The sequence below is a fragment of the Alloscardovia theropitheci genome (assembly GCF_004332295.1).
In the GTDB taxonomy this organism is placed as follows: domain Bacteria; phylum Actinomycetota; class Actinomycetes; order Actinomycetales; family Bifidobacteriaceae; genus Alloscardovia; species Alloscardovia theropitheci.
Genome location: NZ_RXLP01000027.1, coordinates 15,930 through 41,295, shown reverse-complemented (window position 1 = coordinate 41,295; position 25,366 = coordinate 15,930). Strand labels below are relative to the sequence as shown.

20 protein-coding genes and 1 tRNA gene are annotated in these 25,366 nt (G+C 43.0%); 13 read left to right on the top strand and 8 right to left on the bottom strand.

Annotated elements, in window-relative coordinates; translation table 11 throughout:
- The first annotated feature begins 72 nt into the window (after positions 1 to 72).
- The gene (tsaD, locus tag EJ419_RS07835) at positions 73 to 1,119 is read left to right on the top strand and encodes a tRNA (adenosine(37)-N6)-threonylcarbamoyltransferase complex transferase subunit TsaD (RefSeq protein WP_131285306.1); all 1,047 of its coding nucleotides are present in this window, start codon (positions 73 to 75) and stop codon (positions 1,117 to 1,119) included.
- A 295-nt stretch (positions 1,120 to 1,414) separates the two neighbouring features.
- Here the strand turns inward: tsaD and EJ419_RS07830 are convergent.
- A tRNA-Arg gene (locus EJ419_RS07830) sits at positions 1,415 to 1,488 on the bottom strand.
- Positions 1,489 to 1,649: 161 nt separating this feature from the next.
- Here EJ419_RS07830 and nhaA point away from each other — a divergent pair.
- Positions 1,650 to 2,984, top strand: coding sequence for a Na+/H+ antiporter NhaA (gene nhaA / locus EJ419_RS07825; protein ID WP_131285304.1), 1,335 nt, complete (start codon positions 1,650 to 1,652; stop codon positions 2,982 to 2,984).
- 62 nt (positions 2,985 to 3,046) lie between these two features.
- Positions 3,047 to 3,733 (top strand): LOG family protein, encoded by a 687-nt coding sequence (locus EJ419_RS07820; protein WP_131285302.1) that lies wholly within the window; start codon positions 3,047 to 3,049, stop codon positions 3,731 to 3,733.
- 90 nt (positions 3,734 to 3,823) lie between these two features.
- On the opposite strand, the gene EJ419_RS07815 is transcribed toward EJ419_RS07820, so the two are convergent.
- Positions 3,824 to 4,498 (bottom strand): O-methyltransferase, encoded by a 675-nt coding sequence (locus EJ419_RS07815; protein ID WP_131285300.1) that lies wholly within the window; start codon positions 4,496 to 4,498, stop codon positions 3,824 to 3,826.
- A gap of 22 nt (positions 4,499 to 4,520) precedes the next feature.
- Here EJ419_RS07815 and EJ419_RS07810 point away from each other — a divergent pair, with 22 nt between their 5' ends.
- Entirely contained in the window at positions 4,521 to 4,925 is a 405-nt protein-coding gene (locus EJ419_RS07810) for an MGMT family protein (protein ID WP_240680380.1), read from the top strand.
- Here EJ419_RS07810 and EJ419_RS07805 read toward each other — a convergent pair.
- From EJ419_RS07805 to EJ419_RS07790, 4 genes are all read right to left on the bottom strand, one after another.
- On the bottom strand, positions 4,888 to 5,982 hold the full coding sequence (locus tag EJ419_RS07805; protein ID WP_131285298.1) for a DNA-processing protein DprA: 1,095 nt from the start codon (positions 5,980 to 5,982) through the stop codon (positions 4,888 to 4,890). The two genes, EJ419_RS07810 and EJ419_RS07805, sit on opposite strands and share 38 nt — an antisense overlap.
- A gap of 1 nt (position 5,983) precedes the next feature.
- Positions 5,984 to 7,741 carry a YifB family Mg chelatase-like AAA ATPase gene (locus EJ419_RS07800; RefSeq protein WP_131285296.1) on the bottom strand — a complete coding sequence of 586 codons (1,758 nt, stop codon included), beginning with the start codon at positions 7,739 to 7,741 and terminating at the stop codon, positions 5,984 to 5,986.
- Positions 7,738 to 8,217, bottom strand: coding sequence for a YraN family protein (locus tag EJ419_RS07795; RefSeq protein WP_131285294.1), 480 nt, complete (start codon positions 8,215 to 8,217; stop codon positions 7,738 to 7,740). Before EJ419_RS07795 ends, EJ419_RS07800 begins: the two co-directional genes overlap by 4 nt.
- A gap of 582 nt (positions 8,218 to 8,799) precedes the next feature.
- The gene (locus tag EJ419_RS07790) at positions 8,800 to 9,678 is read right to left on the bottom strand and encodes a pyridoxamine kinase (RefSeq protein WP_131285292.1); all 879 of its coding nucleotides are present in this window, start codon (positions 9,676 to 9,678) and stop codon (positions 8,800 to 8,802) included.
- A 221-nt stretch (positions 9,679 to 9,899) separates the two neighbouring features.
- Between EJ419_RS07790 and EJ419_RS07785 the strand changes: the two genes are divergently transcribed.
- Entirely contained in the window at positions 9,900 to 11,210 is a 1,311-nt protein-coding gene (locus EJ419_RS07785; protein ID WP_131285290.1) for an O-acetylhomoserine aminocarboxypropyltransferase/cysteine synthase family protein, read from the top strand.
- A 215-nt stretch (positions 11,211 to 11,425) separates the two neighbouring features.
- On the opposite strand, the gene EJ419_RS07780 is transcribed toward EJ419_RS07785, so the two are convergent.
- Positions 11,426 to 12,607, bottom strand: coding sequence for an ROK family transcriptional regulator (locus tag EJ419_RS07780; RefSeq protein ID WP_131285288.1), 1,182 nt, complete (start codon positions 12,605 to 12,607; stop codon positions 11,426 to 11,428).
- Positions 12,608 to 12,742: 135 nt separating this feature from the next.
- Positions 12,743 to 13,456, bottom strand: coding sequence for a response regulator transcription factor (locus EJ419_RS07775; protein WP_131285286.1), 714 nt, complete (start codon positions 13,454 to 13,456; stop codon positions 12,743 to 12,745).
- A 169-nt stretch (positions 13,457 to 13,625) separates the two neighbouring features.
- Here EJ419_RS07775 and EJ419_RS07770 point away from each other — a divergent pair, with 169 nt between their 5' ends.
- The 8 genes from EJ419_RS07770 (at position 13,626) to glgD (ending at position 25,364) form a co-directional block, all read left to right on the top strand.
- Positions 13,626 to 14,555, top strand: a complete 930-nt coding sequence (locus EJ419_RS07770; RefSeq protein WP_131285284.1) for an exonuclease domain-containing protein — start codon at positions 13,626 to 13,628, stop codon at positions 14,553 to 14,555.
- 51 nt (positions 14,556 to 14,606) lie between these two features.
- Positions 14,607 to 15,953: an alpha/beta fold hydrolase gene (locus EJ419_RS07765; protein WP_131285282.1), complete on the top strand. Its 1,347-nt coding sequence runs from the start codon at positions 14,607 to 14,609 to the stop codon at positions 15,951 to 15,953.
- 94 nt (positions 15,954 to 16,047) lie between these two features.
- Positions 16,048 to 16,842 carry a pyrroline-5-carboxylate reductase gene (gene proC / locus EJ419_RS07760; protein ID WP_131285280.1) on the top strand — a complete coding sequence of 265 codons (795 nt, stop codon included), beginning with the start codon at positions 16,048 to 16,050 and terminating at the stop codon, positions 16,840 to 16,842.
- A 10-nt stretch (positions 16,843 to 16,852) separates the two neighbouring features.
- Positions 16,853 to 17,938 carry a redox-regulated ATPase YchF gene (gene ychF, locus EJ419_RS07755; protein ID WP_131285278.1) on the top strand — a complete coding sequence of 362 codons (1,086 nt, stop codon included), beginning with the start codon at positions 16,853 to 16,855 and terminating at the stop codon, positions 17,936 to 17,938.
- A gap of 419 nt (positions 17,939 to 18,357) precedes the next feature.
- A complete protein-coding gene (gene pulA, locus EJ419_RS07750) occupies positions 18,358 to 20,775 on the top strand; it encodes a type I pullulanase (RefSeq protein WP_131285276.1) in 2,418 nt (805 codons plus the stop codon).
- 119 nt (positions 20,776 to 20,894) lie between these two features.
- Positions 20,895 to 23,039 carry a 1,4-alpha-glucan branching protein GlgB gene (gene glgB, locus EJ419_RS07745; RefSeq protein ID WP_240680379.1) on the top strand — a complete coding sequence of 715 codons (2,145 nt, stop codon included), beginning with the start codon at positions 20,895 to 20,897 and terminating at the stop codon, positions 23,037 to 23,039.
- Positions 23,040 to 23,077: 38 nt separating this feature from the next.
- Positions 23,078 to 24,232 (top strand): glucose-1-phosphate adenylyltransferase, encoded by a 1,155-nt coding sequence (locus EJ419_RS07740; RefSeq protein ID WP_131285274.1) that lies wholly within the window; start codon positions 23,078 to 23,080, stop codon positions 24,230 to 24,232.
- Positions 24,222 to 25,364: a glucose-1-phosphate adenylyltransferase subunit GlgD gene (gene glgD, locus EJ419_RS07735; RefSeq protein ID WP_131285272.1), complete on the top strand. Its 1,143-nt coding sequence runs from the start codon at positions 24,222 to 24,224 to the stop codon at positions 25,362 to 25,364. The genes EJ419_RS07740 and glgD overlap by 11 nt, the downstream gene beginning before the upstream one ends.
- The last annotated feature ends 2 nt before the right edge of the window (positions 25,365 to 25,366 follow it).

The following is a 25,366-nucleotide window of genomic DNA, read 5'->3' as shown; positions in this document are numbered from 1 at the left end:
ATACGTAATCAGTGAGTATGGATACGAATAAAACGGAATTTAGCGAAGAAAGACAACGAGAAAGATAACGCAATGAGCGAACCAATTGTACTTGGCATAGAATCGACATGCGACGAGACAGCTGCCGCTGTAGTGCAAGGTAAGAATCTCTTATCTAATGTAGTGGCTTCATCGATGAATGAGCATGCGCGTTATGGAGGTGTAATTCCTGAAATTGCCTCCCGTGCTCATACTGAGTCGTTTATCCCTGTTGTCTCTCAAGCTCTTGAGGATGCTCACCTCGAATTAAGTGATATAGATGCGATAGCTGTGTCGGCGGGACCTGGTTTGGCGGGTTGTCTTGCGGTAGGGGTTTCCGGCGCAAAAGCCCTTGCATGGTCAGCAAATAAGCCAATTTATGGTATCAATCATGTTATTGGACATGTGGCTGTTACTCAATTGCAGTTTGGCGATGTGCCAGAAAATACTCTCGCGCTTATTGTTTCTGGGGGACACACGTCAATCTTGAGAGTTGGAAATATTGCGACTGACGTTCAGGTCATTGGTACGACTTTGGATGATGCAGCTGGTGAGTGCTTTGACAAAGTTGCTAGGCTTTTAGGATTCCCTTATCCTGGTGGACCTCACATTGATCGTCATGCACAATTAGGCGATCCGCATGCTTTGCAGGTTCCTCAAGGGCTGACACAAGGAAAAGCGGCAGCTGAGCATCCATACGATTTTAGTTTTTCTGGGGTCAAGACAGCTGTCGCGCGTTGGATTGAATCAGAAGTTGCACAGGGGAATGAAATCAATGTGGATGATGTGTGTGCAGCTCTTGCAGATTCTGTAGCTAATGTGTTATCTCGTAAAACCATTGCCGCAGCTAAGAGCTTTGACGCTGGAACAGTAATTGTAGGTGGTGGTTTTAGTGCAAACTCGCAGCTTCGTGAAGCTCTCGCACTGGCTGGTGAGCGAAGTGGAATAGATGTGAGAATTCCAGAGCTTAAATTATGTACTGATAATGGAGCGATGGTAGCTATGCTGGGTTCTAATTTGGTGAGTGCGGGGGTAAAACCATCTAGTCCTGATTTTTCTATCGACTCATCCATGGATTTGAATCGTATCTGCATGGAATAGTGACGTGTTGAGGTGCTCGGCAGATTTTGCGTGCGTTGTTTATATTGTTGCAAATTTGCCGATTAAACTCATGGTGAAGTGAGAAAACTAGGGGGACAGCTGCAGTTTCTTACTGATAATTAGGAGAAGAATGGTTGGGAAAACTCCAAAATTAATGTAATAGTTGGATTCGCAACCATATGTCGATTGCTGATAAGTATCGGATAAGTGTCTGACAAGAATCGGATAAGTATCTGGTGAGCATCAATTGGATAACAAAAAATCTCTCAGTTCATTGAACTGAGAGATTAATCTGTGCGCCGAACAGGATTCGAACCTGCAACCTTCTGATCCGTAGTCAGATGCTCTAATCCGTTGGGCTATCGGCGCAGCGCTTGTTGTTATTAACTTCAAGCAACGATGTATATAATAACCACTCTTTAATACCTGATGCAAGTTCGGCGTGTCGAGTATATTCCTTTCGCAAAAGACACTGCAAGTAATCCGATGCTTTACGATAGACTATAAACAGTGCAAACAATAGGAGAGTTATGACTACCAAGCCAGAAAATACAGTGAATTCTACCGCGAAGAATTCTTCTCATTTGAGTAGTGCTGAGCGTCGTCGAAAATCGTCACGATTCGTATCGGAACTCAAGAGAATCGCTGCTTCAGATCGTATTTCTGGTCTTATCATGCTTGGTTTTGCTTTATGCGGTTTTGTTCTTGCAAATCTGCCTTTCACTTACCATGCTTTTGAATCACTTCGAGAATATGTAATTCGTATACCGATTTTAGAAATTCATTTGTCGTTGGGGCAGTGGGCTCAAGATGGTCTTCTTACCATTTTCTTTCTGGTAGTAGGGTTAGATTTAAAGCAAGAGCTCACAACTGGATCATTGTCTAATATGCGTGCTGCCGCGGTTCCTATGATTGCAGCTGTTGGCGGTATGCTCGCTCCTGCGTTAATTTTTGTGGGGATGACATTTGCATGGTCATCCGTTACCCACGGCGTTGAGACAGTAGCTAACGGGCAGATTTTCCCAGCAGAAGTAGTGGCGCATGGTTGGGCGATTCCAACTGCTACGGATATTGCGTTCTCGTTGGCTATTCTTGCTTTGTTTGCGCGAGCTCTTCCGGGGTCTTTGCGAGCATTTTTGATGACACTAGCTACGGTAGATGACTTATTAGGCATTATTGTTATCGCTGTGTTCTTCTCGAATTTGCATCATGGATGGTGGGCTTTTGGAATTATTGCTGGTGCTCTAATTTGGGCATGGGCGATTCGTCGTGCAAAAGTACCATGGGTGATTGTTGCTCTTGCGGGATTACTTATGTGGTATAGCATGCATGAAGTTGGTATTCATCCAACTCTAGCGGGGGTACTCGCAGGACTGCTAACCCCATCTAGGCCTCTTATGGGAGAGCATGATGCTCGTGCTGAACGATATCTACATAAAATCGAGCCGTTCTCTGCTCTTCTCGCCTTACCATTATTCGCTCTTTTTGCAACGGGTATCCATTTTGATGAGCTCAGCGTTCGTCTATTCATATCGCCAATCGTTTTGGGGATTATCTTGGCTCTCGTTGTAGGAAAACCACTGGGCGTGCTCACAGCTTCCTGGATTTCGACGCATATTCTCAAACTTAAGTTAGCTTCAGGGCTTAAAGTTCGAGATTTGTTACCAATCGCGAGTGCATGCGGAATTGGCTTTACAGTGGCATTTCTTATGGCTTCACTCGCGTATTCGCAGCCGGAGCTCAGTAACGAAGCACGTTTTGGTGTGTTGGTTGGCTCGCTTCTTTCTGCGGCTATTGCTGCTATCTTGTTGAAACGTCAATCTGATAGGTTTGAGCATGCTGAAACAATGGAAGAGCGAGATTAGCCTTGTAAAATTTAAACTTTGAATTCACACATTAAGTCCGTTTAAGGAGAGTGATAATTACCATGCCATTTACTCCAGAATTTGATACCGATGTTGAGGAACTTACCGTAGCGCAAATTCGTGAAGCGGGAGATATTAAGCGCCTTGAACGCATTCGTGAAGAATTCCGTCAGGGGTTTAATCTCCTAGCTGATCTTGGGCCGGCAATTTGTGTTTTTGGTTCGGCACGTATAAGGACGGATAGTGCAGAGTATGAGCAAGGCAGATACATTGGTAAACTTCTAGCAGAGCAGGGATTTGCTGTGATAACAGGCGGTGGCCCAGGAGCTATGGAAGCTGCTAATCGCGGAGCCTTTGAATCTGGTGGAACCTCTGTAGGCATAGGTATCGAGCTTCCTCGTGAACAGGGGATTAATCCGTATGTTAATCTTTCGATGAATTGTCATTATTTCTTTACTCGCAAGACGATGTTCATGCGTTATTGTGATGGTTTAATTGTTCTTCCTGGCGGTATGGGCACTCTTGATGAGTTATTTGAGGTACAAACTCTCGTACAAACGCATAAGAGTCATTCTCGAGCAATCGTATTATTTGGTACTCAATATTGGTCAGGCCTTATTAATTGGTTGCGAGATACCGTGGCAGTTTCAGGAAAAGTTACATCTGCTGATTTAGATCGTTTTATTCTTACTGATGATCCCCAGGAGGCAGTGCGAATCGTAACGGAATCTGCGAAAGTTCGACACTAATACAACTTGTGAAGCTTATAAAGGTGGTGGTAGATGAGTTTCATATACCACCACCTTTATCATCGCATCCGCTGTTCTATTAACTCACGGTTATTTTGTTACTGCTAAGATCATGCCAGTTGCAATGGCAACGAGTGAATAATCGAATGAATCATTTCGTGAAAGCTCATCAAGAATCGTGCGAAGTGCAACTGCTTTCTCGCTTCTATCAGCAGCATCGGGAACCCCGCCATGCGAATCTTGGTTCCTCATTGCCATGGCATCAGTAAGAATCAACAAACCGTTAGATCGCAACAGGCGCTCGCTGTGGTTGAATGCGGAACGATAATTTTGTGGATCGCCAGATACAATAATCATGTCATAATCATGCGCATTTAATCGCGCCAAGAAAGTATCTGTATCAGTGTGAACACAACGCATTTTTGTGTGAGTATCCGGTAACGCATTAAAGATATTACGTGTGCGATTAGCATCTTCGGATGAATTGTTAACAACTGTCATTTGACCTTCATTATTCATCCCTGATACAAGCGCGGGGATTTCCAAGCCCGTTTCTGTGCCAACGAGAAGGACAGTTCGAGCGTTAATAAGCTGGGCTTGTAAATGCAAAAATTGTGCTTGTGATGAAGAAATAATGGAATGTGTATGGGAATTCTTCACCGCCTCGTTATAGATAGAGCGGCTTAAAGAGGATTGGTCGTCGTTGCTTGATTCCTCGATGAATTGCCAAGCTTTAGAAATTTGAGAGTACGTTGTGCTATTCATACGAATATTGTATCTTTAAGGCATGAGTACTCGCGAATCACAGCAAAAACTAGAGCATGAGCGTGTTCAAGTGCATGATACTGAACTCGGTATGGTCAACGATAGTGCAGATATGTCTTTTTCACAACGTGTGTATGCTGTGGTAAAGCGAATTCCTCGCGGTAAGGTAGCGACATATGGGCAGGTTGCGGCGTTGATTGGTTCGCCGCGAAGTTCGCGGTTCGTTGGTTTTGCTCTACATTCCAATCCTTACCAAGGTGTAGTTCCGTGTCATAGGGTTGTATTCAAAGATGGTTCGCTTGCACCGGGATTCGCATTTGGCGGACCTCAAGAGCAGCGTAAATTGCTGGAAGCTGAAGGAGTGCACTTCCTGGATAATGGGCAGACAGTTACTGTTGATATGACTCAGTATCAGTGGGAAGCATAGCAGGTGAAAAAGTTTGATTTTGTGCAAAAGGTTCGTGTGCTGCATGACACACGTCACTCATATCATGTGCTGAGGCTAAAAGTGTAGCCTTATGGTCATAAATTAATCTATTACACCCGGTGTTATACGGTGTATTGATATTTCCCGGTGCAGCCAAGATAAAGCGATCAAGATTTGCTGCCCACGTAGCTGTATTAAGTGCCCCTGAGCGATGCTGGGCCTGAGCAATGATAACGGTGGAGCCCAGTGCAGCAATAAGACGGTTGCGCTGGAGGAACCGATATGGCTCGGGAACAACGCACGGCGCGAGCTCGCTGATAATTGCCCCGTGACTATTCTGTATTCGTTCAAAAAGTCCAGCATTTTGTGCGGGACCAGTATAGTCCAAACCTCCAGCCATGACAGCAACGGTTCTTCCTGGATTATCCATTACGTCGAAAGCGCCTAAAGCACCCCAGTGGGCTGCGGCATCTGCGCCTAACGCTCCACCAGAAACGACAAGGTGACCGTGCAGTGCAGCGTACTTTCCGGCACTAAATGCAACACTTCGTCCGTAATTATTTACCGAACGTGAACCGACAATGCTCACAGGTTGACTACACGATACCAACGCGGATGGGTCTCCTAATCCCCATAAGCATAACGGTGCAGATGAATCCGTATGAAGAACTAAATCATAAAGCTGACGCGGCCAAAATGGGCTCGTCTCATCAATTATCCAGTATTTGTAATTACGAGTTAGCATAGATGCCAAAGAGACTAAGCTCATATGAGCATAAGATTCTATGGCAGCGAGCCAATGGGGTAGTACTTTATGCAATCTCTTTGATAGGGTTCTCGAATACGCAGTACTCATCACGCACTCATTTAAATCACTATAATCTGGAAGGCTATGCGTCATCTTATATTCGATACTCAGCTCTTGGAGACGAGACCATAAGGAGATGGCGTTACCCTGCTTGTATCGAGCAGATAAGAAAAACATAATTTCATCTGCTCCACTTGCGGCAAAAGTGAGAGCCGCATGGGCTATTGCTGTATCTGTGGGTGGTTGCATTTTAATCTCCAGAAAGATAAAGGGCTTGTGCAGCTTGGAAATTATCCATATCAGGTTGCGACTGACCAAATAAGTCAGTGATAGTCCATGCAAGGCGCAATATCTTATGTGCTCCACGCATAGTAATCGTTTCAGAACTCAATAATTTATTAACAGCTGAGATTATTTTTGTGTGGGTCTTTTCCATGAGCCAAGTGGGTGATGCCTGAGAATTTTTATCCCATCCGTATCCTTGAAAACGATAGTGTGCACGTTCGCGTGCTAGTCGTACATCTTCGCGCATGTGAGCGGAGTCGCCATAAAAATTTCTACCAAGAAGAGGACTATATTCTTGGACTGTACTGTTCGCTCGCGCCATAGTCGTTATGTGAGATACATTTATCTTCATATCTATACGATCAAGGATTGGTCCTGAAATTCGATGACGGTATCGTCGCAGTTGTATCGGAGTGCATGTGCATTCGCCATGAGAGCTCCATAATTTCCCGCATGCACATGGATTTTGAGCTAATACAAGCTGAAAATTAGCAGGATATGTCACTAAACCACGAGTTCTAGAGATAGTTACGTTATGCGTTTCTAGTGGAATTCGTAAAGCTTGTAAAACCGTACGGTCAAATTCCGCAGCTTCATCTAAGAAAAGAATTCCATTATTTGCTAAACTCACTGCTCCTGGTCGAATGTAACTACCGATTTCTCCGCCAACAAGCGAAGACATGGTTGCATTGTGCTGAACTCTAATAAAAGGAATGTCGTGAGTGAGGGTAGTACATGATGCAAGACCTCGAGCAGAGCGAATGCACGCATGTTCTACTGCTTGATTATGAGTTAAGTCGGGCATAATTGATGGAAGACGTCTCGCTAGCATAGTTTTTCCTGCTCCGGGTGGGCCTTGAAGGAGAATGTGATGTCCGCCGGCGGCAGCTACCTCCAGAGCCCATTTGGCATCGACTTGATCAAGCACATCCGCAAAATCAAGGTTAGAAGAGGACAATCCCTCTTCAATGTCAAACGTTGTATCGATATCTAAACTAAGAGATGATTTTGTGTTAACTGCATGAGTGGCAGCTTTATTCATGTTAGAACTCATGCTCGAACTCATGTTCGAGCTCGTATTCGTATATGTTAATTGTGTCCCTGTGGGCGCGGTTTCTTTCGATTTATGAGCAACAGGATATGAATCACTGACGAGCGCATATGATGTATGACCGGATGTATATTGAGGGATACTGTATAGCAATTCAGGCTGGGCGTCTAACACTTTTAAAAGATCGGTGAGATGGTTAACGCCAATTACATTCAAACCGTCAATAATATGTGCTTCATCGACATTTTGCGAAGGAAGAATAAGACGCGAGATTCCATGTGTATTTGCATGCAATGCTATGGGCAGTATAGATGGAATGGGAAGGACCGTTCCGTCGAGCGCGAGTTCTCCCATAATAATTGTGTCTTCAAGTTTGTCTGAATTAATACATTTCATCGCGCTAAAAATGCTAGCAACAATGCTCAAATCGTATCCAGCTCCGCGCTTAGGTAAGGACGCTGGTGAGAGATTGACAGTTACTCTCGTACGTGGCCACTTAAATTCTATAGCTCGACATGCTGTACGTACTCGTTCTTTAGATTGCATGAGGACAGTATCAGGTAGCCCAACCAAAGTGAAATATGGAAGTCCTGATGATATAAAGCTTTGGACAAGCACGGTATCTGTCGTCAGTCCATTTGTAGCTACTGCGAGAGCTGTTCCAATATTCATGACAGTATCCTCCTGACATGAGTAAGCTCTAGTACAGAACGGTTCTGGGCAATAATTCCTATGGCATCAAAGCGAACGATGAGCGGCGTGGAAAGATGATGCTGAGCAAGCCACATGACGGCTGCTTTCTTCATATGCATTTGCTTTGCAACTGTAATAGACTCAAGCGGGTCGCCAAAGTCCTTGGAACTTCGAGTTTTAACCTCAATAAAGACGAGAATTTGTTGCTGCTCAAGCGCCTCATGTGACAAGTCTTGTACAGTACTGGCGTTGTTTGATTCGGCAGATGAGATAGACGTTGATGGTTGAATAGCGACGATGTCTATTTCTCCAAAGCGACACTTCCAGTTTCTGTCGAGAACAGTCCAACCGAGAGTACTTAAATAATCGCATGCATAATCCTCGCCAAATGTTCCTAAATCGCGCTTCTCGTGGAGTGCTTGAGGATGTGCTTGATCTATAACCGATGTATTCATAATTCAAGTGCACCACAGGTGAACGTGAATTGGCGAGTGGAAAAAACAATGTGAACGAATGTGAATAACCGTGTCATCGCAGAAATATGTATGACTGACTATTACCAAAAAGCTGTGTTCTTCAGTCAGATTATCCGAGGAATTTATAGAAAAGCAAAAGTGCACGCAAGAATGGGCTTTGCACTGTGATATAAATGAAATATTGTGTAATGACACTATTCAAGGGTATACAGATTTTACTTAAACGACTGGGAAGAAGCCCTTCAACGTATTGAGCATGATGTGATGGATTGTATGCCCGGCGTAGATGTTTAAAACGTATAGTGTAGGTGCTGATGGAAAAGTTTTAAAGTAACAACGGCAATTGCCACGAAAATTCAGAGAAGGTCGAGAAGAATGTACGAATATAAAGACGAATAGATACGATAAGGAATATATAGGGTAGAAGAGAATAGGGACTTGTCAAAAACAAAATGTTGATATGAGTTGTGGCCCACCTTACATATAAAGATGAGCCACAGATTTTATGCAGGTTTATTAGAAATAGCACACAATGTGGCTACCCGTAACTTAGTGAAGCATTTATCGAGCGACCAAATCTGTTAACTCGCCAAGAACCAGCTCAAAGCTTACACCGCGCTCTTCAAAATGAGGCTGATGGCGTGTAGATTCCATAGCGCTTCGTACAAATTCACCTGCGATATGTGCAGCTTCATCTAGCGGTTTGCCAGCAAGCACTGCACCACTTAAGGAAGATGCAAACGCATCTCCCGTACCATGAATCATATAAGGGAGCTTGTCATGGGAGAGCTCAATCTTTCCAGCTGAACGAGTTGATGCTGAAGCGACAAAATTGCGAATCTTTCCATCATTTCGGTCGATTCCCTTAAGTACTACGTTTTTCGCTCCCAGATCGATGAGCTTGTCGAGAATCTCGTTCACTGTAGCATCGTCGATATTTTGACCAGGATAAGCTGAGTTAGTCAAAATGGAGGCTTCTGTTAGGTTAGGCATCAGTACATCAGCGCCGACTGCGAGACGTTTCGTTGCTTCGCACAATTCTTCAGTATATGTAGGATACATTTTCCCGCCATCGCCCATAACAGGATCAACTAAATGAAGAGCTTGAGGATATTCATGATATAAACGCTCAACCAAATCAACCTGCTCAGGGGACCCAAGGAAACCGGAATATACAGCATCAAGCTCTACGTTTTCAGCTTTCCATGCATCCAAGTACCCTGACAAGATTTCTGTTGTGTCATGGAAAGTATATGTTTTATACATAGTATGAGCAGAAAAAAGCGCTGTCGGAACTGGACATACATCGCAACCTGCTGCAGACAGAATTGGGATAGCGGCAGTCAGTGAGCATTTACCGTAACCACACATATCGTGAACTGCAGCGACACGTGGAATGTATAGGGGATTACGTTGATAAAGCACGTTACTGTGTGACATGAGCATCCTCTCGATGTAACAGATTTAATATTATTTCTTACTGTTAAGAATATCTACATGTATGGTCTATTTCAACCAATAAAATATACGATTTTCCTTGTAATTTCAAGCATTAATAAAAGGCTATAAGCAAACGTGATAATAGAAAGTGCGTGTTCGAGTGGTAACGGTCGTACAGTTAGGGGTATTGAATAAATTTTTATCTTCAAGTAAGGATTACCATGACAACACAGAACTATCATTTTGAAACATTGCAGCTCCACGTGGGTCAGGAAGAGGCAGATCCAGTAAGCGATGCGCGCGCTGTGCCAATTTATCAGACGACGTCGTACGTATTCCATGATTTTGATCATGCTGAAGCACGCTTCAACTTGAGTGATCCGGGGAATATATATGGACGTTTGAATAATTCAACTCAAGATGTGTTCGAAAAGCGTATTGCAGCTCTTGAAGGAGGCACAGCGGCATTGGCTGTTGCTTCTGGCGCGTCTGCAGTATATTACGCGTTTAAGAATATCGCTGAGCAAGGCGATCATATTGTTGCAGCGAATACCATTTATGGTGGCACATATAATTTGCTTGCTCACACTCTTCCTCGCGAGGGAGTGACTACTACATTCGTTGACCCATCTGATCCACAGAATTTTGAAAATGCAATTCAAGATAATACGAAGGTTGTTTTCTTCGAGACATTTGGAAATCCAAAGTCCGACCTCGTAGATTTTGAAGCCATCTCAGAAATTGCTCATCGTCATCATATTCCAGTTATCGTTGATAATACTTTTGCTACTCCTTATCTTTTCCGCCCATTTGAGCATGGTGCAGATATCGTAGTTCATTCTGCAACGAAGTTCATTGGTGGTCATGGAACTACTCTTGGTGGTGTAATCGTTGAAGGTGGTAAGTTTGACTGGGCGGCAGTTCCTGGTAAGTTCCCAACTTTGACTACTCCAGACAATAGTTATCATGGGTTGAATTTCTATGAAGCTCTTGGCGGAGCTGCGTTTGTTACTCGAATTCGTGCAATTATTTTGCGCGATACGGGTGCTGCAATTTCACCAATTAGTGCATGGATCCTCCTGCAAGGCACAGAGACGTTGTCTTTGCGCGTAGAACGACATGTAGAAAATGCGCTGAAAGTGGTGAAATATCTACAAAGTGTTCCTGAAGTTGAATCCGTAAGTCATCCAAGTATTGAGGGCCGCAAGGATCATGATTTGTACGAAAAGTACTTCCCTCAGGGAGCGGGGTCTATCTTCACTTTTGATATCAAGGGTGGTAAGGAAGCAGCGCGCGTATTTATCAATAATTTGCATCTGTTTAGCCTGCTTGCCAATGTAGCAGATGTGAAGAGCTTAGTCGTTCATCCTGCGTCGACAACTCATTCGCAGGAAACTGAGGAAGAGCTTGCATCTCAGGGAATCTCCCAATCAACTATTCGTTTGTCGATTGGTACAGAATACATTGACGACATTATCGCTGACTTGCAAAGTGGCTTTGATGCTGTTCGTGAAGCTGGTCTTGCGCAATAAATTGTAAAGCCATGGCGTAACACGTGCATATAGTGTGGCGGATATGGTTTGAAAGAATCAGGGGGAGTGTGTTATTAATAAATCCACAATTAATAACACACTCCCCAAATTTTGGCTCTTAAGTCCAGTCAACTAAATCTTGAATAAAATCTTTCTCAAAAATAGATAAAAATAGGTAAGAGATAAAAATTGTGTTGGCGACTATCCATTCTTCTTTAATCAAGTAGCGAATCAAGATAATCTTGAGCAAGTACATATGCGGCACCAATAATTGCCTGATCGGATGAACACATACTTTTATAGACAATTGGTCTGCCGCCAAAACTCGACTGTCCAAAACCAGCCTGTCCAGAACCTGGTAAAAACATATGTGGGGTTAAAGTTCTTACTCGAGTTTGAAGATCAGCTATATCTGAACTATCCAAATAACGTGCTACCTCTCCGCCTAGAATGACCGGAACTTGAACAATCATGCGAATATTATGAATAAGTAGTGCGAGATTGTCCATATAGGTATTGAAAGCTCGAGTATAAGTGTATTCACCGTCTCGTGTGTGATTAATGAAATCCTGCATAGAAGACGCATTGATTCCTGGGAAATTAAGCAGAGATTGAGAACTGCAATACATTTGTGCGCACCCAATTTGCCCGCATATGCAACGATACAGTGACGAATCATTCATATCGCGGGAAGCCTTGGTAAGTGGAGAATCCTCAGGATGAAGAATTGAGTGTTCAACAAAACTTGAATTTTTTACGTAACGACCAGAACGAATAAAAGCGCTACTCATCATTGGATTTAAATATAAACACACACTGTCAACAATGTCTTTATTATATAAAGTTTCCGCTGCAGCTAAAGCAAGCGGTTCTCTCATAATTCGAACGCGATAACTTAAACGAGACTCAATAGTGGTGCGAAGTCGCATTTCCCGCGTCTCATCAAGTGCCGCATGAGAGGAAACAGTGACACCAATTCCGCGCAAATGGCGCGTATCTATATGGCTGTCATCAATAAAAGATTCAATGGCTAATGCCAGACTGTCATAAAAATCAGGCATATTAAAACTTCCCAAATCCACGGAAGTTCGCGATGAAATATCTCCGCGCAGATTTGTGGCAATGATATATGCTGTTCCGCTGCGTACAAGAACGCCGATGCATATGCATCGCGAATATGCAAAAGAGTAAGAATCAGGTCTGCGACCACCGCTTGAATCCTGTGCTCCGCGAGTTTGGGAAATATAACGTAACTCGTGAAGATGCTTAAGAGCAGATGCAACCGTTGGCATGCTGACATGAAGAAGGGAAGCTAGCTGAGATCTTGAAATGCCTTCATGAGTGATAATGGCACGCAAAACATTGTGCTCAGTATTACTTAGCTTCGAAGAACTCATACTTGCACTTTACAGTTACAGCGGTACTACTTACAGAACATGCTAGAGAGGTATAACAAGTATCCAGTCTCAAAGCTCAAGTCTCAACATCGTTTTCTCTCGGAAACGTTTGGTCGAAACACTTTTCGCACAATGCTATCGTGCTACAGTTCCTCGTTCATCGTAATACGTTGCCGCTGGTTCATATGGATTGTACTTGTACAGGAGTGCATTCTCATAAGCAAAAGAAATAATTTGCATACGGTTTGATGCATGAATCTTAGGGAGGATATGTCTGATATGTGTTTTTACAGTTTCAATAGAAATATGCAGCGTGTTAGCAATTTGCTCGTTCGTATATCCTTCAGCAACTTGGATAATGACATCGCGCTCGCGAGCTGTTAATTCAGCGAATTCATATGAATCGGAATTTTTATCATGAGGAACCGTTTTATCTGTAAGTGTGCGACTTGGTGATCCAAACGGTGCATGATACACGTCATCTAGCGTATGGAGAAGATCGTCATGGCTAATATCTTTGAGTAAGAATTCGCTTGCTCCAAAATCGCGTGCAAAATAACGATGTCGCGGAGAATCGAAGGTAGTTAAGATGACTACATTTACATCATTGATTTCATCTTTGATAGCACGGGTAGCTTCTAGTCCGTCCATAAAAGGCATTCGTATATCCATAAGAACAATATCGGGATGCAATGAACGAGTTGCTTCAAGAGCTTCAGCACCGTTGAAAGTTTGAGCTACGACGTCGATGTTCTTTTGCTCATTAAGCAGATGGGTAAGCATGTAATTAATGAGCGCTTGATCTTCGGCAATTACTATGCGTGCGGGCCGTTCATCAATTTCACTCACAATGATAATGTAACCGTTTTCATTGTGAGAGAATATCCCTCAAAAGAGTGATATGTCGTGTGGAGATAGAAAACATGGGGCAGATTGATTCTTTTACATGCTAAATTTCATCGAATAAGTGATATCTCTTCGCAGATTAAACAACAGGTCTGTGGTACATTGTGAGTTTATGGAAGAATTTGTGGCGTTAGATTTTGAGACGGCTAATCAGTACCGAGAATCAGCATGCTCAGTCGGACTCGTAAAATTTAACGAACATGCGGATATTATTGATACATGGTACTCACTTATTAAGCCGCCTTCTCAATGTAATGAATTTATGCCACGAAATGTGATGATTCATGGAATTCATTCTCGCGATGTGATAAATGCTCCAACGTGGGCTGATATATATGAAGACATCAGTGAATTTATCTTAGATCGACCACTCGTAGCGCATAATATGCCGTTTGATGGATCAGTAATTAATAAACTTGCACAGTTTTATCATCTTCCAGCATGGCTAAATGTCAGGCATTGCACACTCAAACTATCACGTAATCTACTCAAAAATCGCTTAGACTCGTTTGGTCTTGAATCAGTGTATGATTTCTACTTTCCTGACCAAGAATTCGACCACCATAATGCCTATGCTGATGCGGTTGCATGCGGGAAAATTTTTGCACAATTGAACCACGAGTTCGGGCAAGATGTGATTAGTGATGTAACGAAAAATGGAGCAAAATCACACTACCTTCGTCAGCTTCGTAGGGATATACAATCGCGAGATATTCGCATTAGCCGTGGAAAGCACTATAAAATGCCGTATATCCCACGCAAAGTCGCATTCCTGACCGGTGCGAAAGTGTGCATTAGTGGGACGCTCAGTTATGGTTCTCGGACGCAAGTGGAATCTCTTATCACATCATTAGGTGGTACGGTGACTCGTGCAGTTAACTCTCAAACGACGCTTTTGCTTGTCTGCGCAACTCCGGATGAGCGTACTTATGCGAAAATTGCATCGGCACTACAATTGCAAAAAGATGGTGCTGTAATATCCATTATGAATGAGGATGAATTTTTTAGAGGACTTCGTGAGGTTGCAGGGGAGTTCTCATAAAACCGTATGCATGTAAAGATGTCGTTCTGCCTTCTGCGATAGTCTATACATATGACTGAAATTTCACGATATTACGTACCGGGTCTCAATGTAGAAGATCATGTGATTAACGTTCCATTGCATTGGCAATGGGAAGAAGGCGCAGCTCAGCCTGATTCTAGTAGTTTTACAGGGGAACACATTCAGCTTTTCTATCGTGTAGTTACTGCAGCTAATAATGTACACCGTCAGTTGCCGTTGCTTCTCTTTTTGCAAGGCGGTCCGGGTGGAATGGGGCCACGCCCGATGAGTGCTGATTCCATCCCTTGGCTTGCAGAGGCAGTACAGCATTTTCGCGTAGTTCTTTTTGATCAGCGTGGCACAGGGCGTTCGTCTCGTGTTGACTCATCGTCACTTTCTCGACGTGGGGGTTCTCCACGTGAGAATGCTGACTTTTTGAAGGATTTTCTTGCCGATTCGATTATTCGTGATTGTGAATTCCTACGCACAACTGTATTCGAAGGTCAAAAGTGGGCAACCTTAGGTCAAAGCTATGGCGGTTTCTTAACCATGGCGTATTTGTCTACCTTCCCGCAGGCTATTAGTGCGAGCTTTGTAACTGGCGGTATTCCACACATCCCGATGAATGCTCGTGAGGTATACGAGCATACGGTTCCTCGCATGATGAAGAAAACACAGCAATACTATGATCGTTATCCAGATGATATAGCCACACTTTCGCGCATTGCTGACATCATTGCGCAAGGGGATGTGACTTTGCCTAATGGTGATCCTGTTAGCGTTCGTCGTTTGCAAATGCTTGGCGGTGATTTTGGTATGAAGCCAAGCTTCGAACGTATGCATTGGACGGTAGATACAGCGTTTACTAGCCCTGATAGTGAAGAATTATCTGATGGTTTCCTTATGGAATTGTTCTCGCGCACAACATCATATGGCGATGAATTATATTGGGTTTTGCAAGAATTCATTTATGCAAACGAACAGATTAATCCTATTAATTGGGCAGCTCATCACGTACTTCGTGAGACGAAAGAATTTGATGAATCCGCACGACCAGTTATGTTCATCGGTGAAGCTGCGCTTCCTGAAATCTTCGAAGAGGACAGTGCACTTCATGCTTTTAAGCCAGCTGTAGATCTTATGATGCAAGATACTCAGTGGGGCAAGATATACGACGTGGATCAGCTTCTTCGAAATGAAGTTCCTGTTCATGCAGCTGTTTATTTCGATGATATGTACGTCGATTCTGGACTTCAGCTTGATACTTTATCGCGTGTTGGTAATTCCCATGCGTGGGTAACCAACGAGTTTGAACATGATGGGGCTCGAAGTGGAAATGTTTTCAAACATTTATATGATGAAGCACTGAGTCTTGGAGATTTGGAATCGCTTCTGTAAAATCGTTAGTTCTTATCGTGCGCACATTGACAACGATAGTAACTGCTCGATAATAACAGTGCGATAATAACTGTGCGATAGATAGGGGATAGGAATGGCTCACACTATTGGTTTTATTGGATTTGGAAATATGGCAACCGCAATCGTTGACGGTTGGCGATTAGCACAGAAAGAAGTTGAAAGTCGTATCGTCGCGTGCGCAGCGCATTATGATGCGCTAGTTGAGAAAGTAGAAAAAAGATCTGTAGAGGCTTGTAAAACTCCAAAGCAAGTGGTCGAAGATTCAGACATAATTATCGTAGCTGTAAAGCCATATCAAATTGAATCTATCTTTGCACAATTTGTCGATGATATTGATTGGTCCGACAAGCTCGTGATTTCATTAGCTGCTGGACGGTTGAATGATTTCTGGAATAAAATTCTACCTTCTCAGGCTCATCATATATCTACGATTCCTAATACTCCGATTTCAGTAGCTCAGGGAATTGTGGTTGCTGAGTCGGCTCATACTTTGACCGACGAGCAGCTTTCCATAGTTCACGAATTATTTGATCCAATTGCAACTCTTGAGTTTGTGGACTCTGAACATCTTTCTGTCGCTGGCACCCTTGCAGGCTGCGGGCCGGCTTATGCTGCAATGTTTATCGACGCGCTTGCAGATGCTGGCGTGAAGCACGGGCTCACGCGAGCTAGTGCATATAGGCTGGCATCGGCAATGATTCAGGGTACTGGTGCTTTGCAGTTAGAAACAGGTCTTATCCCAGCTCAAATAAGGGATGCAGTATGCTCGCCTGGTGGCACAACCATTCAAGGCGTAGCATCTTTGGAACAGACAGGTTTTAGAGGTAGTATTATCACTGCAATTGATGCAGTTGAGGGCTCTAGGTAGGATAACAAACATGGCTTTGACAATTGGTATCGTAGGACTTCCAAACGTAGGAAAGTCCACACTGTTTAACGCACTTACTCGTAACAACGTTCTTGCGGAAAATTATCCTTTCGCAACTATTGAACCAAACACTGGTATCGTCCCACTTCCTGATTCACGTTTAGCAGCTCTTGCTCCTATTGTGAATACAACGAAACTCGTTCCTGCAACGGTGACTTTCGTTGACATTGCTGGAATTGTTAAGGGTGCTTCCGAAGGCGAAGGTTTGGGTAATCAATTCCTTGCAAATATTCGTGAAGCAGACGCTATTTGCGAAGTAACGCGTGTATTTAGCGACGACGATATCGTTCATGTTAATGGCAAAGTAGATCCTACGGATGATATCGAAACCATCAATACAGAGCTTATCCTCGCAGATTTGCAAACAATTGAAAATGCAATTCCACGTCTTGAGAAGGATTTACGCGGAAAGAAAATTAAGCCTGAATATCTTGAAGAGGTTAAGAAAGCACAAGCTGTACTCGAAGAAGGATTAACAATTGATCAAGCTGCGAAAGCTGGGCGTATAGATCCTGCTGAAATTCGAGAGCTTCAACTTCTTACTGCAAAGCCATTCATTTATGTATTTAATATGGATGACGATGAACTCAATGATGAAGGTCTTAAAGCAAAGCTATCTGACATGGTAGCCCCAGCTCAGGCAATTTTCTTGAATGCACAGTTTGAATCTGACTTAACTGAACTGGATGAAGATGATGCTCGTGAAATGCTTGCAGACGCAGGACTTTCCGAATCAGGCCTTGACCAATTAGCACGTGTAGGTTTTGATACTCTCGGTTTGCAAACGTATCTTACTGCAGGTGAAAAAGAAGTTCGTGCATGGACTATTCATAAGGGTTGGACTGCTCCGCAGGCAGCGGGTGTAATTCACTCTGATTTCGAACGTGGCTTCATTAAAGCCGCAATCGTATCTTTCGATGACCTCGTGAGTGCGGGTTCATATGCCAAGGTCAAGGAAGAAGGAAAGATGCGCCTTGAAGGAAAAGACTACGTGATGCAAGACGGCGACATCGTCGAATTTAAGTTCAACGTCTGATCAGCACAGTGATAACGTCCAATGATTTTGTTGGATGTTTATGGATGTGAGGATACGAGTACGCTCTGACGAACGCTCAGCACACGGATAAAGCGTGACATACTTTGCGTTATGTTGCGCTTTATCCATGCTAGTGGTAAGTTATCTGTTCTGATTGAGGCGTGTACACGTCGACTGCACCGCAGGTGGAGGAATAGACAGCAATTGCGGTGCGAGTATGTTGGGCAGTTATGTTGGGCAGTATAGCATGCTCCGATAGATAGTCCTGCTAACAATTGTGTATCACAATAAATAATGCGATAATTGAAGTAAGAAATGTAGATATTTTTTACAATAATAGAATTGCAATACAAACGACGATTCCCATACAGTCTAGGCGACAAAAGAACAAGGATATAGATTAAACTTCGGAGGCCATCGTGACAGACAAGCATAAGCTTGTAGTGCATTTTCACAGCGCTAACGGTATATACGATAACCGAAGTGTATGGTTTTGGCTCGATAATTGCGAGGGGGAAGATTTTCCTCTTGTCCAAGTAAGTAGTCGCGAGTCTCAATCGACCATCATTTTTTCACGAGAAAAATCATTTGCGCGCGTTGACAGCGCTAATCGTGACGTTGTCATTCTTGGTACTGAAGCTGAAGAAGTAAATATACTGATACGAAATGATGATTTCACTTTTAAAACCCATGAATACCGCGTGAGACTTTATCAAGGTGACAACGACACACATGTGTGGATTGTAGAGGGCGATGATACTGTCTACTATTCATCGCAAGCAGTGTTAACGAGCACAGCACACGCATTCCATGATGAGCACGCTTTCGACATGGCGGTACGTAGTACTGAGTTTGATAAAAAGTGGGGATATTCTGGGTGGTTGGGATATCGGTACTCTCCATTAGCTACAGAATTTAAATTGTGGGCACCAACTGCTCATACAGTTGAACTCGTCATATTTGAGAATTCAACGAATGACTCACCAATTGAGCGAGTTATCTCTATGGTTCGAGGGGAAAATTATTCTCCTGAGCACCACGAAATAAATGATCACGGTGTGTGGATTGCGCATGTTGATGGCGATCTGCATGATAAAGCCTATATGTATCGTCTTGATTTTACTGCTGTGAACTCAGTCGGAGAGGAAAACGCGAATACCGAAGAAGAGCGCGTAATTCATACCAGTGTCGACCCGTATTCTCGTGCAACAACTGCTGGTGGTGAGCGTTCTGTCATCTTATCGGATGAAAAGATGAGACCAGATGACTTTGAAGTTTCTCATGGGGATGATGCTAGCTGGAGAGTAGACAATCCATGTAGTGCCGTTATCTGCGAAATGCATATCCGTGATTTTTCAATTTCACCAAGCTCTGGTGTGCCACGCAGGCTTCGCGGTACCTATGAGGGTGCGTGCATACGCGGTACGAAGAATATTGATGGCTTGAGCACATGTTTTGATTATCTAGAGAAGCAAGGCATGAATTACGTACAACTTCAGCCTGTGGCAAGCCATTACCATCATTATAATCGTGTGGGTCATTTGCAATACAACTGGGGGTATGATCCTACACATTACAACGTGCCTGAAATGAGTTATAGCTCGAACGATGAAGATCCTGTATCTGCAATTCTTGAACTCAAGCATATGATTCAGGAATATCATAACAGCGGAATCGGTGTCATTCTTGACGTCGTCTATAACCATACATATTCGAGCGTAACACATCCATTCCAACTCACGGTTCCTGACTATTTTTACCGTATGAACGCTGATGGCTCTTTCGCGGACGGTTCTGGATGCGGGAACGAGACAGCAAGTGAAAAAGAAATGTGCCGCAAATACATTATTGATTCCGTGATGTATTGGGCGCAAGAATTCAATGTAGACGGTTTCCGCTTTGATCTCATGGGGCTGCACGATGTTGAAACAATGAATTGTATTCGTGAAAGCCTTGATAGTCTTGATCCTCATATTCTTATGTATGGAGAAGGATGGGACATGGGTTCTAAGCTTTGCGCCAATGATAAAGCAAAGAAAAATAATGCTGCGCTTATGCCACGTATAGGTTTCTTTAATGATAATGTTCGTGATGCCATTAAAGGCGCAGAAGTTTACGGTAACCTCAAAAATGGCTTTGTATCACATGAGCCAACGGAGAGTATACTTGCTAAGGCAGTTTTGGGAAGCGATGAACTAAACCCATATGATTCTCCGCGACAAGTGCTCAACTATATTGAAGCGCATGATAATTTCAACCTGAATGATTTGCTGATTCAGCTTCAGTCAGATGATGATGAATTGACGCATATCGAACGGATTGAACTCGCGAACGGATTGAATTTTGTAATGCAAGGAATGTGTTTTATGCAATTGGGACAAGAGTTCTTGCGCACGAAATTACATCCGACAGGTGAAGACGGAGAAATTACAGTCGCCGATACTTTGCGAGCGATGAATAGTTATAATGCACCAGATGCGGTGAATCGTGTGAACTGGGATAATATCTCATTACATCGAGAGACTGTCGATTTTGTTCGCTCACTTATTACACTAAAAACCACAGATGATATGTTTGCATACGATAGCTATGAGCAGATCCGTGAGCATGTCTATGTGTGGTCGGCTATGCCAGACACGGGTATCCTCGGTTTCGATATTACAGGTGATGACAAGCGTTATCGAATCATCGCTACAACTGTGAGCATTCCAGCACATAACGTTCTTAAAGATTTCCCTGGATCGCATCTTGTGATTTCAAATAATGCGCTTCGTATCGAAAAAGAATCAATCATTGACGCATATACATTAGCGATTTTCGAGAAAATTATTGAGTAATTGATAACTTATTTTGTTCAAAATTTCAGTAAATGAATTAATTTGAGATTCTCCTCGCATTTTTATTTTTATGTGCTTATACTGAAGAGGGAAAGCAACATAAAAGAGGGGTGGCAATTATGATGCAAGGAGAGGCATTAAGGACCTTTGGAACTGGAGAAAATTTTCATGCCCAACATTATTTTGGGTTTCATGGAGATGAACAAAATGGGACAAGGGGATATACATTTCGAGTATGGGCGCCGCATGCTCAGGCAGTAGCGCTTATAGGTGATTTTACGGGCTGGAGGCAGCAACCCGTTCCTATGAGTTGCAATGACGCAGGCGTGTGGGAAGTATTTACGGATAAGCCTCAAATTGGGCAGAGATATAAATATCTTGTCACGCGTGCGGATGGGGCACAGATCGAAAAAATTGATCCATTCGCGTTCTATCTTGAGCCACGTCCAGGTACTGCTGCGATAATTACGAATTATCCTGAGAAAAAATGGCATGATGGTCTATGGATGGGTCGCAGAAAGCACTTAGGTTTTAGAAACCGACCGGTAAATATTTATGAAGTGCATGCCGGTTCATGGAAAGCGCATGAAGATGGCACACCATATACATTTAAGGAGCTTAAAGAAGAGCTTATCCCATATGCGGTAAAGATGAACTATACGCATATAGAGTTTATGCCGCTTATGGCTCATCCTCTGGGAATGAGTTGGGGATATCAGCTCATGGGGTATTTCGCTTTAGAACATTCATATGGAACGCCTGAAGACTTCCAAGAATTTGTTGAAGAATGTCATCTTAATAATATTGGCGTCATAGTTGACTGGGTGCCAGGTCATTTTACGGTCAACGATGATGCATTGGCATATTATGATGGGACTCCAACGTTTGAGTACGAGGACTCGGATCGCGCGCATAATCGCGGTTGGGGAGCGCTCAATTTTGATTTGGGTAAGAATCAGGTTCAGTCGTTCTTGATTTCGAGTCTCAAATTCTGGATTGATTATTATCATCTTGATGGTATTCGCGTCGACGCGGTAAGCAATATGATTTATCGCAATTATGACATCGGTCCATGGACTCCAAATAAGGATGGCGGTACACGAAATTATGAAGGCTTCTACTTCCTCCAGAAGATGAATGCTGTCATAAAAGGCTACTATCCAGATGTCATGATGATTGCAGAAGAAAGTTCGAGCGATACCAAAGTAACAGGTCCAATTGAATGGGAAGCTCTTGGATTTGATTACAAGTGGAATATGGGATGGATGAATGATGTCCTTGAATTCTTTGAGGAAGATCCTATCTATCGTAAGTATGATTTCAATCTCATCACGTTTAGCTTTATGTATGCGTTTGCTGAGAACTTCATTTTGCCATTCTCGCATGATGAAGTTGTTCACGGCAAAAAGAGCCTTATGCATAAAATGTGGGGAGATAGGTACAATCAGTTCGCAGGATTGCGAACTTTGTTGACATATCAAATGTGCCATCCGGGTAAAAAGCTTCTTTTTATGGGGAGTGAATATGGCCAATTCCTCGAATGGAAATATGATGAGCAACTCGAGTGGGGAAATCTTAATGACTCCATGAATTCTTGCATGCAATATTTCACGTCACAGCTTAATCAATTCTATAAGGATAATTCACCGTTATGGAAAATTGATGATAGCTATGAGGGTCAAGAAATCATTGATGCGGATAATACGAATGAGAGCGTTTTGTCGTTTATTCGTAAAAATGATAAAGGAGAATTCCTGGTCTGCGTCTTCAATATGGCGCCAGTGGAACGTCGTAATTTTACGATTGGTGTTCCTATTGCTGGAGAATATGAAGAGATCTGGAATACTGAAATGAGTGATTTTGGCGGTGTATGGAAAGATACTAATCCACCAACTCATACTCAAGAGGGCTTGTGGAAGGATTATGGTCAGACTCTAAGCTTTACTGCGCCTGCGATGGGTGCAAGCATCTGGAAGCTTGTGCGTAAAGATCGTACCAATCAGAAAAAGAAGGCTGATAAGGGTACGACGAAAAAGAGTGGCAGGAAGAAGGCGGATAAGAAGTCGAACAAGAAGACCGGCAAGAAGGCTGACAAGCAGTCGGATAGTTCGAGCAAATCTGACAAGTCAGATAAAGCATCGAAGCCGCTTAACGAGAAAGCTAAGAGCAAAGCCAAAGACAAAGTAAAAACCAAAGCTATAACTAAAAAGAAGAATAAAAAAGATAAAGATTCTGCCCATTCATCGAAGAAATCAGAATCTTAGCGTTCACAGCGCAAGTCAAAAAAGGAAAGGGGATAACAATGTCGACAGAACTATTAGCATTGATCTTGGCTGGTGGGCAAGGTTCACGCTTAGGAAAACTTACTCAGCACATTGCTAAACCAGCGGTACAGTTTGGTGGGCGGTATCGTATCATTGACTTTGCTCTATCAAATTGTGCAAATTCAGGGATTCGCAATGTTGGAGTTATTACACAGTATCAGCCGTTAATTCTTAACGAGCATATAGGAAATGGCTCCAGCTGGGGACTCAATGGAGTGGATTCCGGCGTTACTGTTCTACAACCATATTCTGCTGTAGAAGGCAATCGTTGGTTCCAAGGAACGAGTCATGCGGTATATCAAAATATTGCTTATATTGACAGTATCGACCCAGAATATGTACTGATTCTTTCAGGCGATCATATTTATAAGATGGACTATGACGATATGCTTCGCCAGCATAAAGAAAATAACGCTTCGCTGACTGTGGCAGTTATCGATGTTCCTCTCGATGAAGCTTCTCGTTTTGGAATTATGAATACTGATTCCAACGGTCGTATCGTAGAGTTTGAGGAAAAACCTGAACATCCTAAGTCCACTAAAGCATCCATGGGCATTTATATATTTACGTGGTCGAGACTTCGTGAATTATTAATTAATGCTGATAAGAATGGGATTAATATGCTAGATTTTGGCAAGAATGTGATTCCATCTTATCTCAAGGCTGATGAGCGAGTATATACCTATAATTTCAAGGGATATTGGAAAGATGTAGGAACGATTGATTCCCTGTGGGAAGCAAATATGGAGTATATTGGTGAGGATAATGCTCTCCATACTCGCGATCGTTCATGGAAGATTTACTCTAAGAATCTCATTTCGCCTCCACATTTTGTTGATGGAAATGCTCAAGTACATGACTCATTAGTAGTTGATGGCTGCTTTATCAGCGGCACAGTAAATCATTCCATTTTATCGACAAATGTCCAGGTCAAAGAAGGCGCGATTATTGAAGATTCCTTTATTATGAGCGGTGTAGTTATCGGCCCTCATGCTCATATTAAGCGAGCTATTATCGGCGAAGGTGCGGTTATCGGTGAAGGGGTGGTCATTGATGGCTCAGAGGAAACCGGTAATGGAGAAGTTCAAGTAGTCGGTTACAACGAAGTGGTAGGTATCCCAGATGAAGCTTGATAAATATACTGCAATTTTAGGAAATACTATTGGTTATCCTGAAATGGAAGGTCTTACGCAGAAAAGACCACTCGCAAGTCTGCCATTTGATGGAAAGTATCGTCTTATCGATTTCCAACTTTCCAGCCTTGTCAATGCAGGCGTACATAGCATTTACGGTATTTTCCAACGTAAAAATATAAGCTCTATTTTTGACCATGTACGAAGTGGTCGTGAATGGGGTCTTGATACGCTGCTGAGCCACTGGTATTTAGGATTCTATAATACCGAGCACAATGAGTCTACAACAGATCGTGATTATTACGAACAACTACTCACGTTTTTAAAGCGTTCGGGTAGCGATCGCACGATTTACATGGGATGCGATATTTTATGCAATATTGACCTCGGTCAAGTAATTCGCGTCTCAGAGGCTAACAATAGCAAAATTACCGTGGTGTATAAGCGCGTTCCAGGCTCTATGGTGACGGCAGCCAATGAGGTTTTAACTATTTCTGATAATGATAGAGTCATCGGTAAAGGTGGAGTTACATCAGATGATGCACTTGTTAATATGTCCACTGATATTTATGTCCTTGATACCGCATGGCTTATAGAACGTATGGAAGCTGAAGTGCTTAAAGAGCATCCACGAAAATTGCGTTTCTTGCTGAGGAGTCATCTCGAACAGCATAGTGCTCTGGCTTTCAGTTATACAGGATATTTAGCGAATATTATGTCTGTTCGCTCGTATTTTAAAGCAAATATGGATATGCTCGAGCCTGAACATTTCTATTCACTTTTGTATTCGAATCAAAAAGTGTATACGAAAGTGAAGAATGAGGAAGCGACATACTTTTCTCCTGAATGCACTATTGAAGATTCGCAATTTGCCTCGGGAAGTCTTATCAAGGGAGAAGTGCGCCATTCTATCGTTTCCCGAAATTGCCGTATCGAAACAGGTTCGCACGTGGAATGTACTGTTGCCTTCTCTAAAGTCACAATAGGTGAAGGTGCGCATGTCGAATATGCGATACTGGATAAGAATGTGGTTGTTTCGCCTGGCGTTACAATCAAAGGTACGGCACAAAACCCAGTAGTTGTGGTTAAGAATTCGATAGTTACTGACGATATCGTGCGAGAGGAAGATTAGTC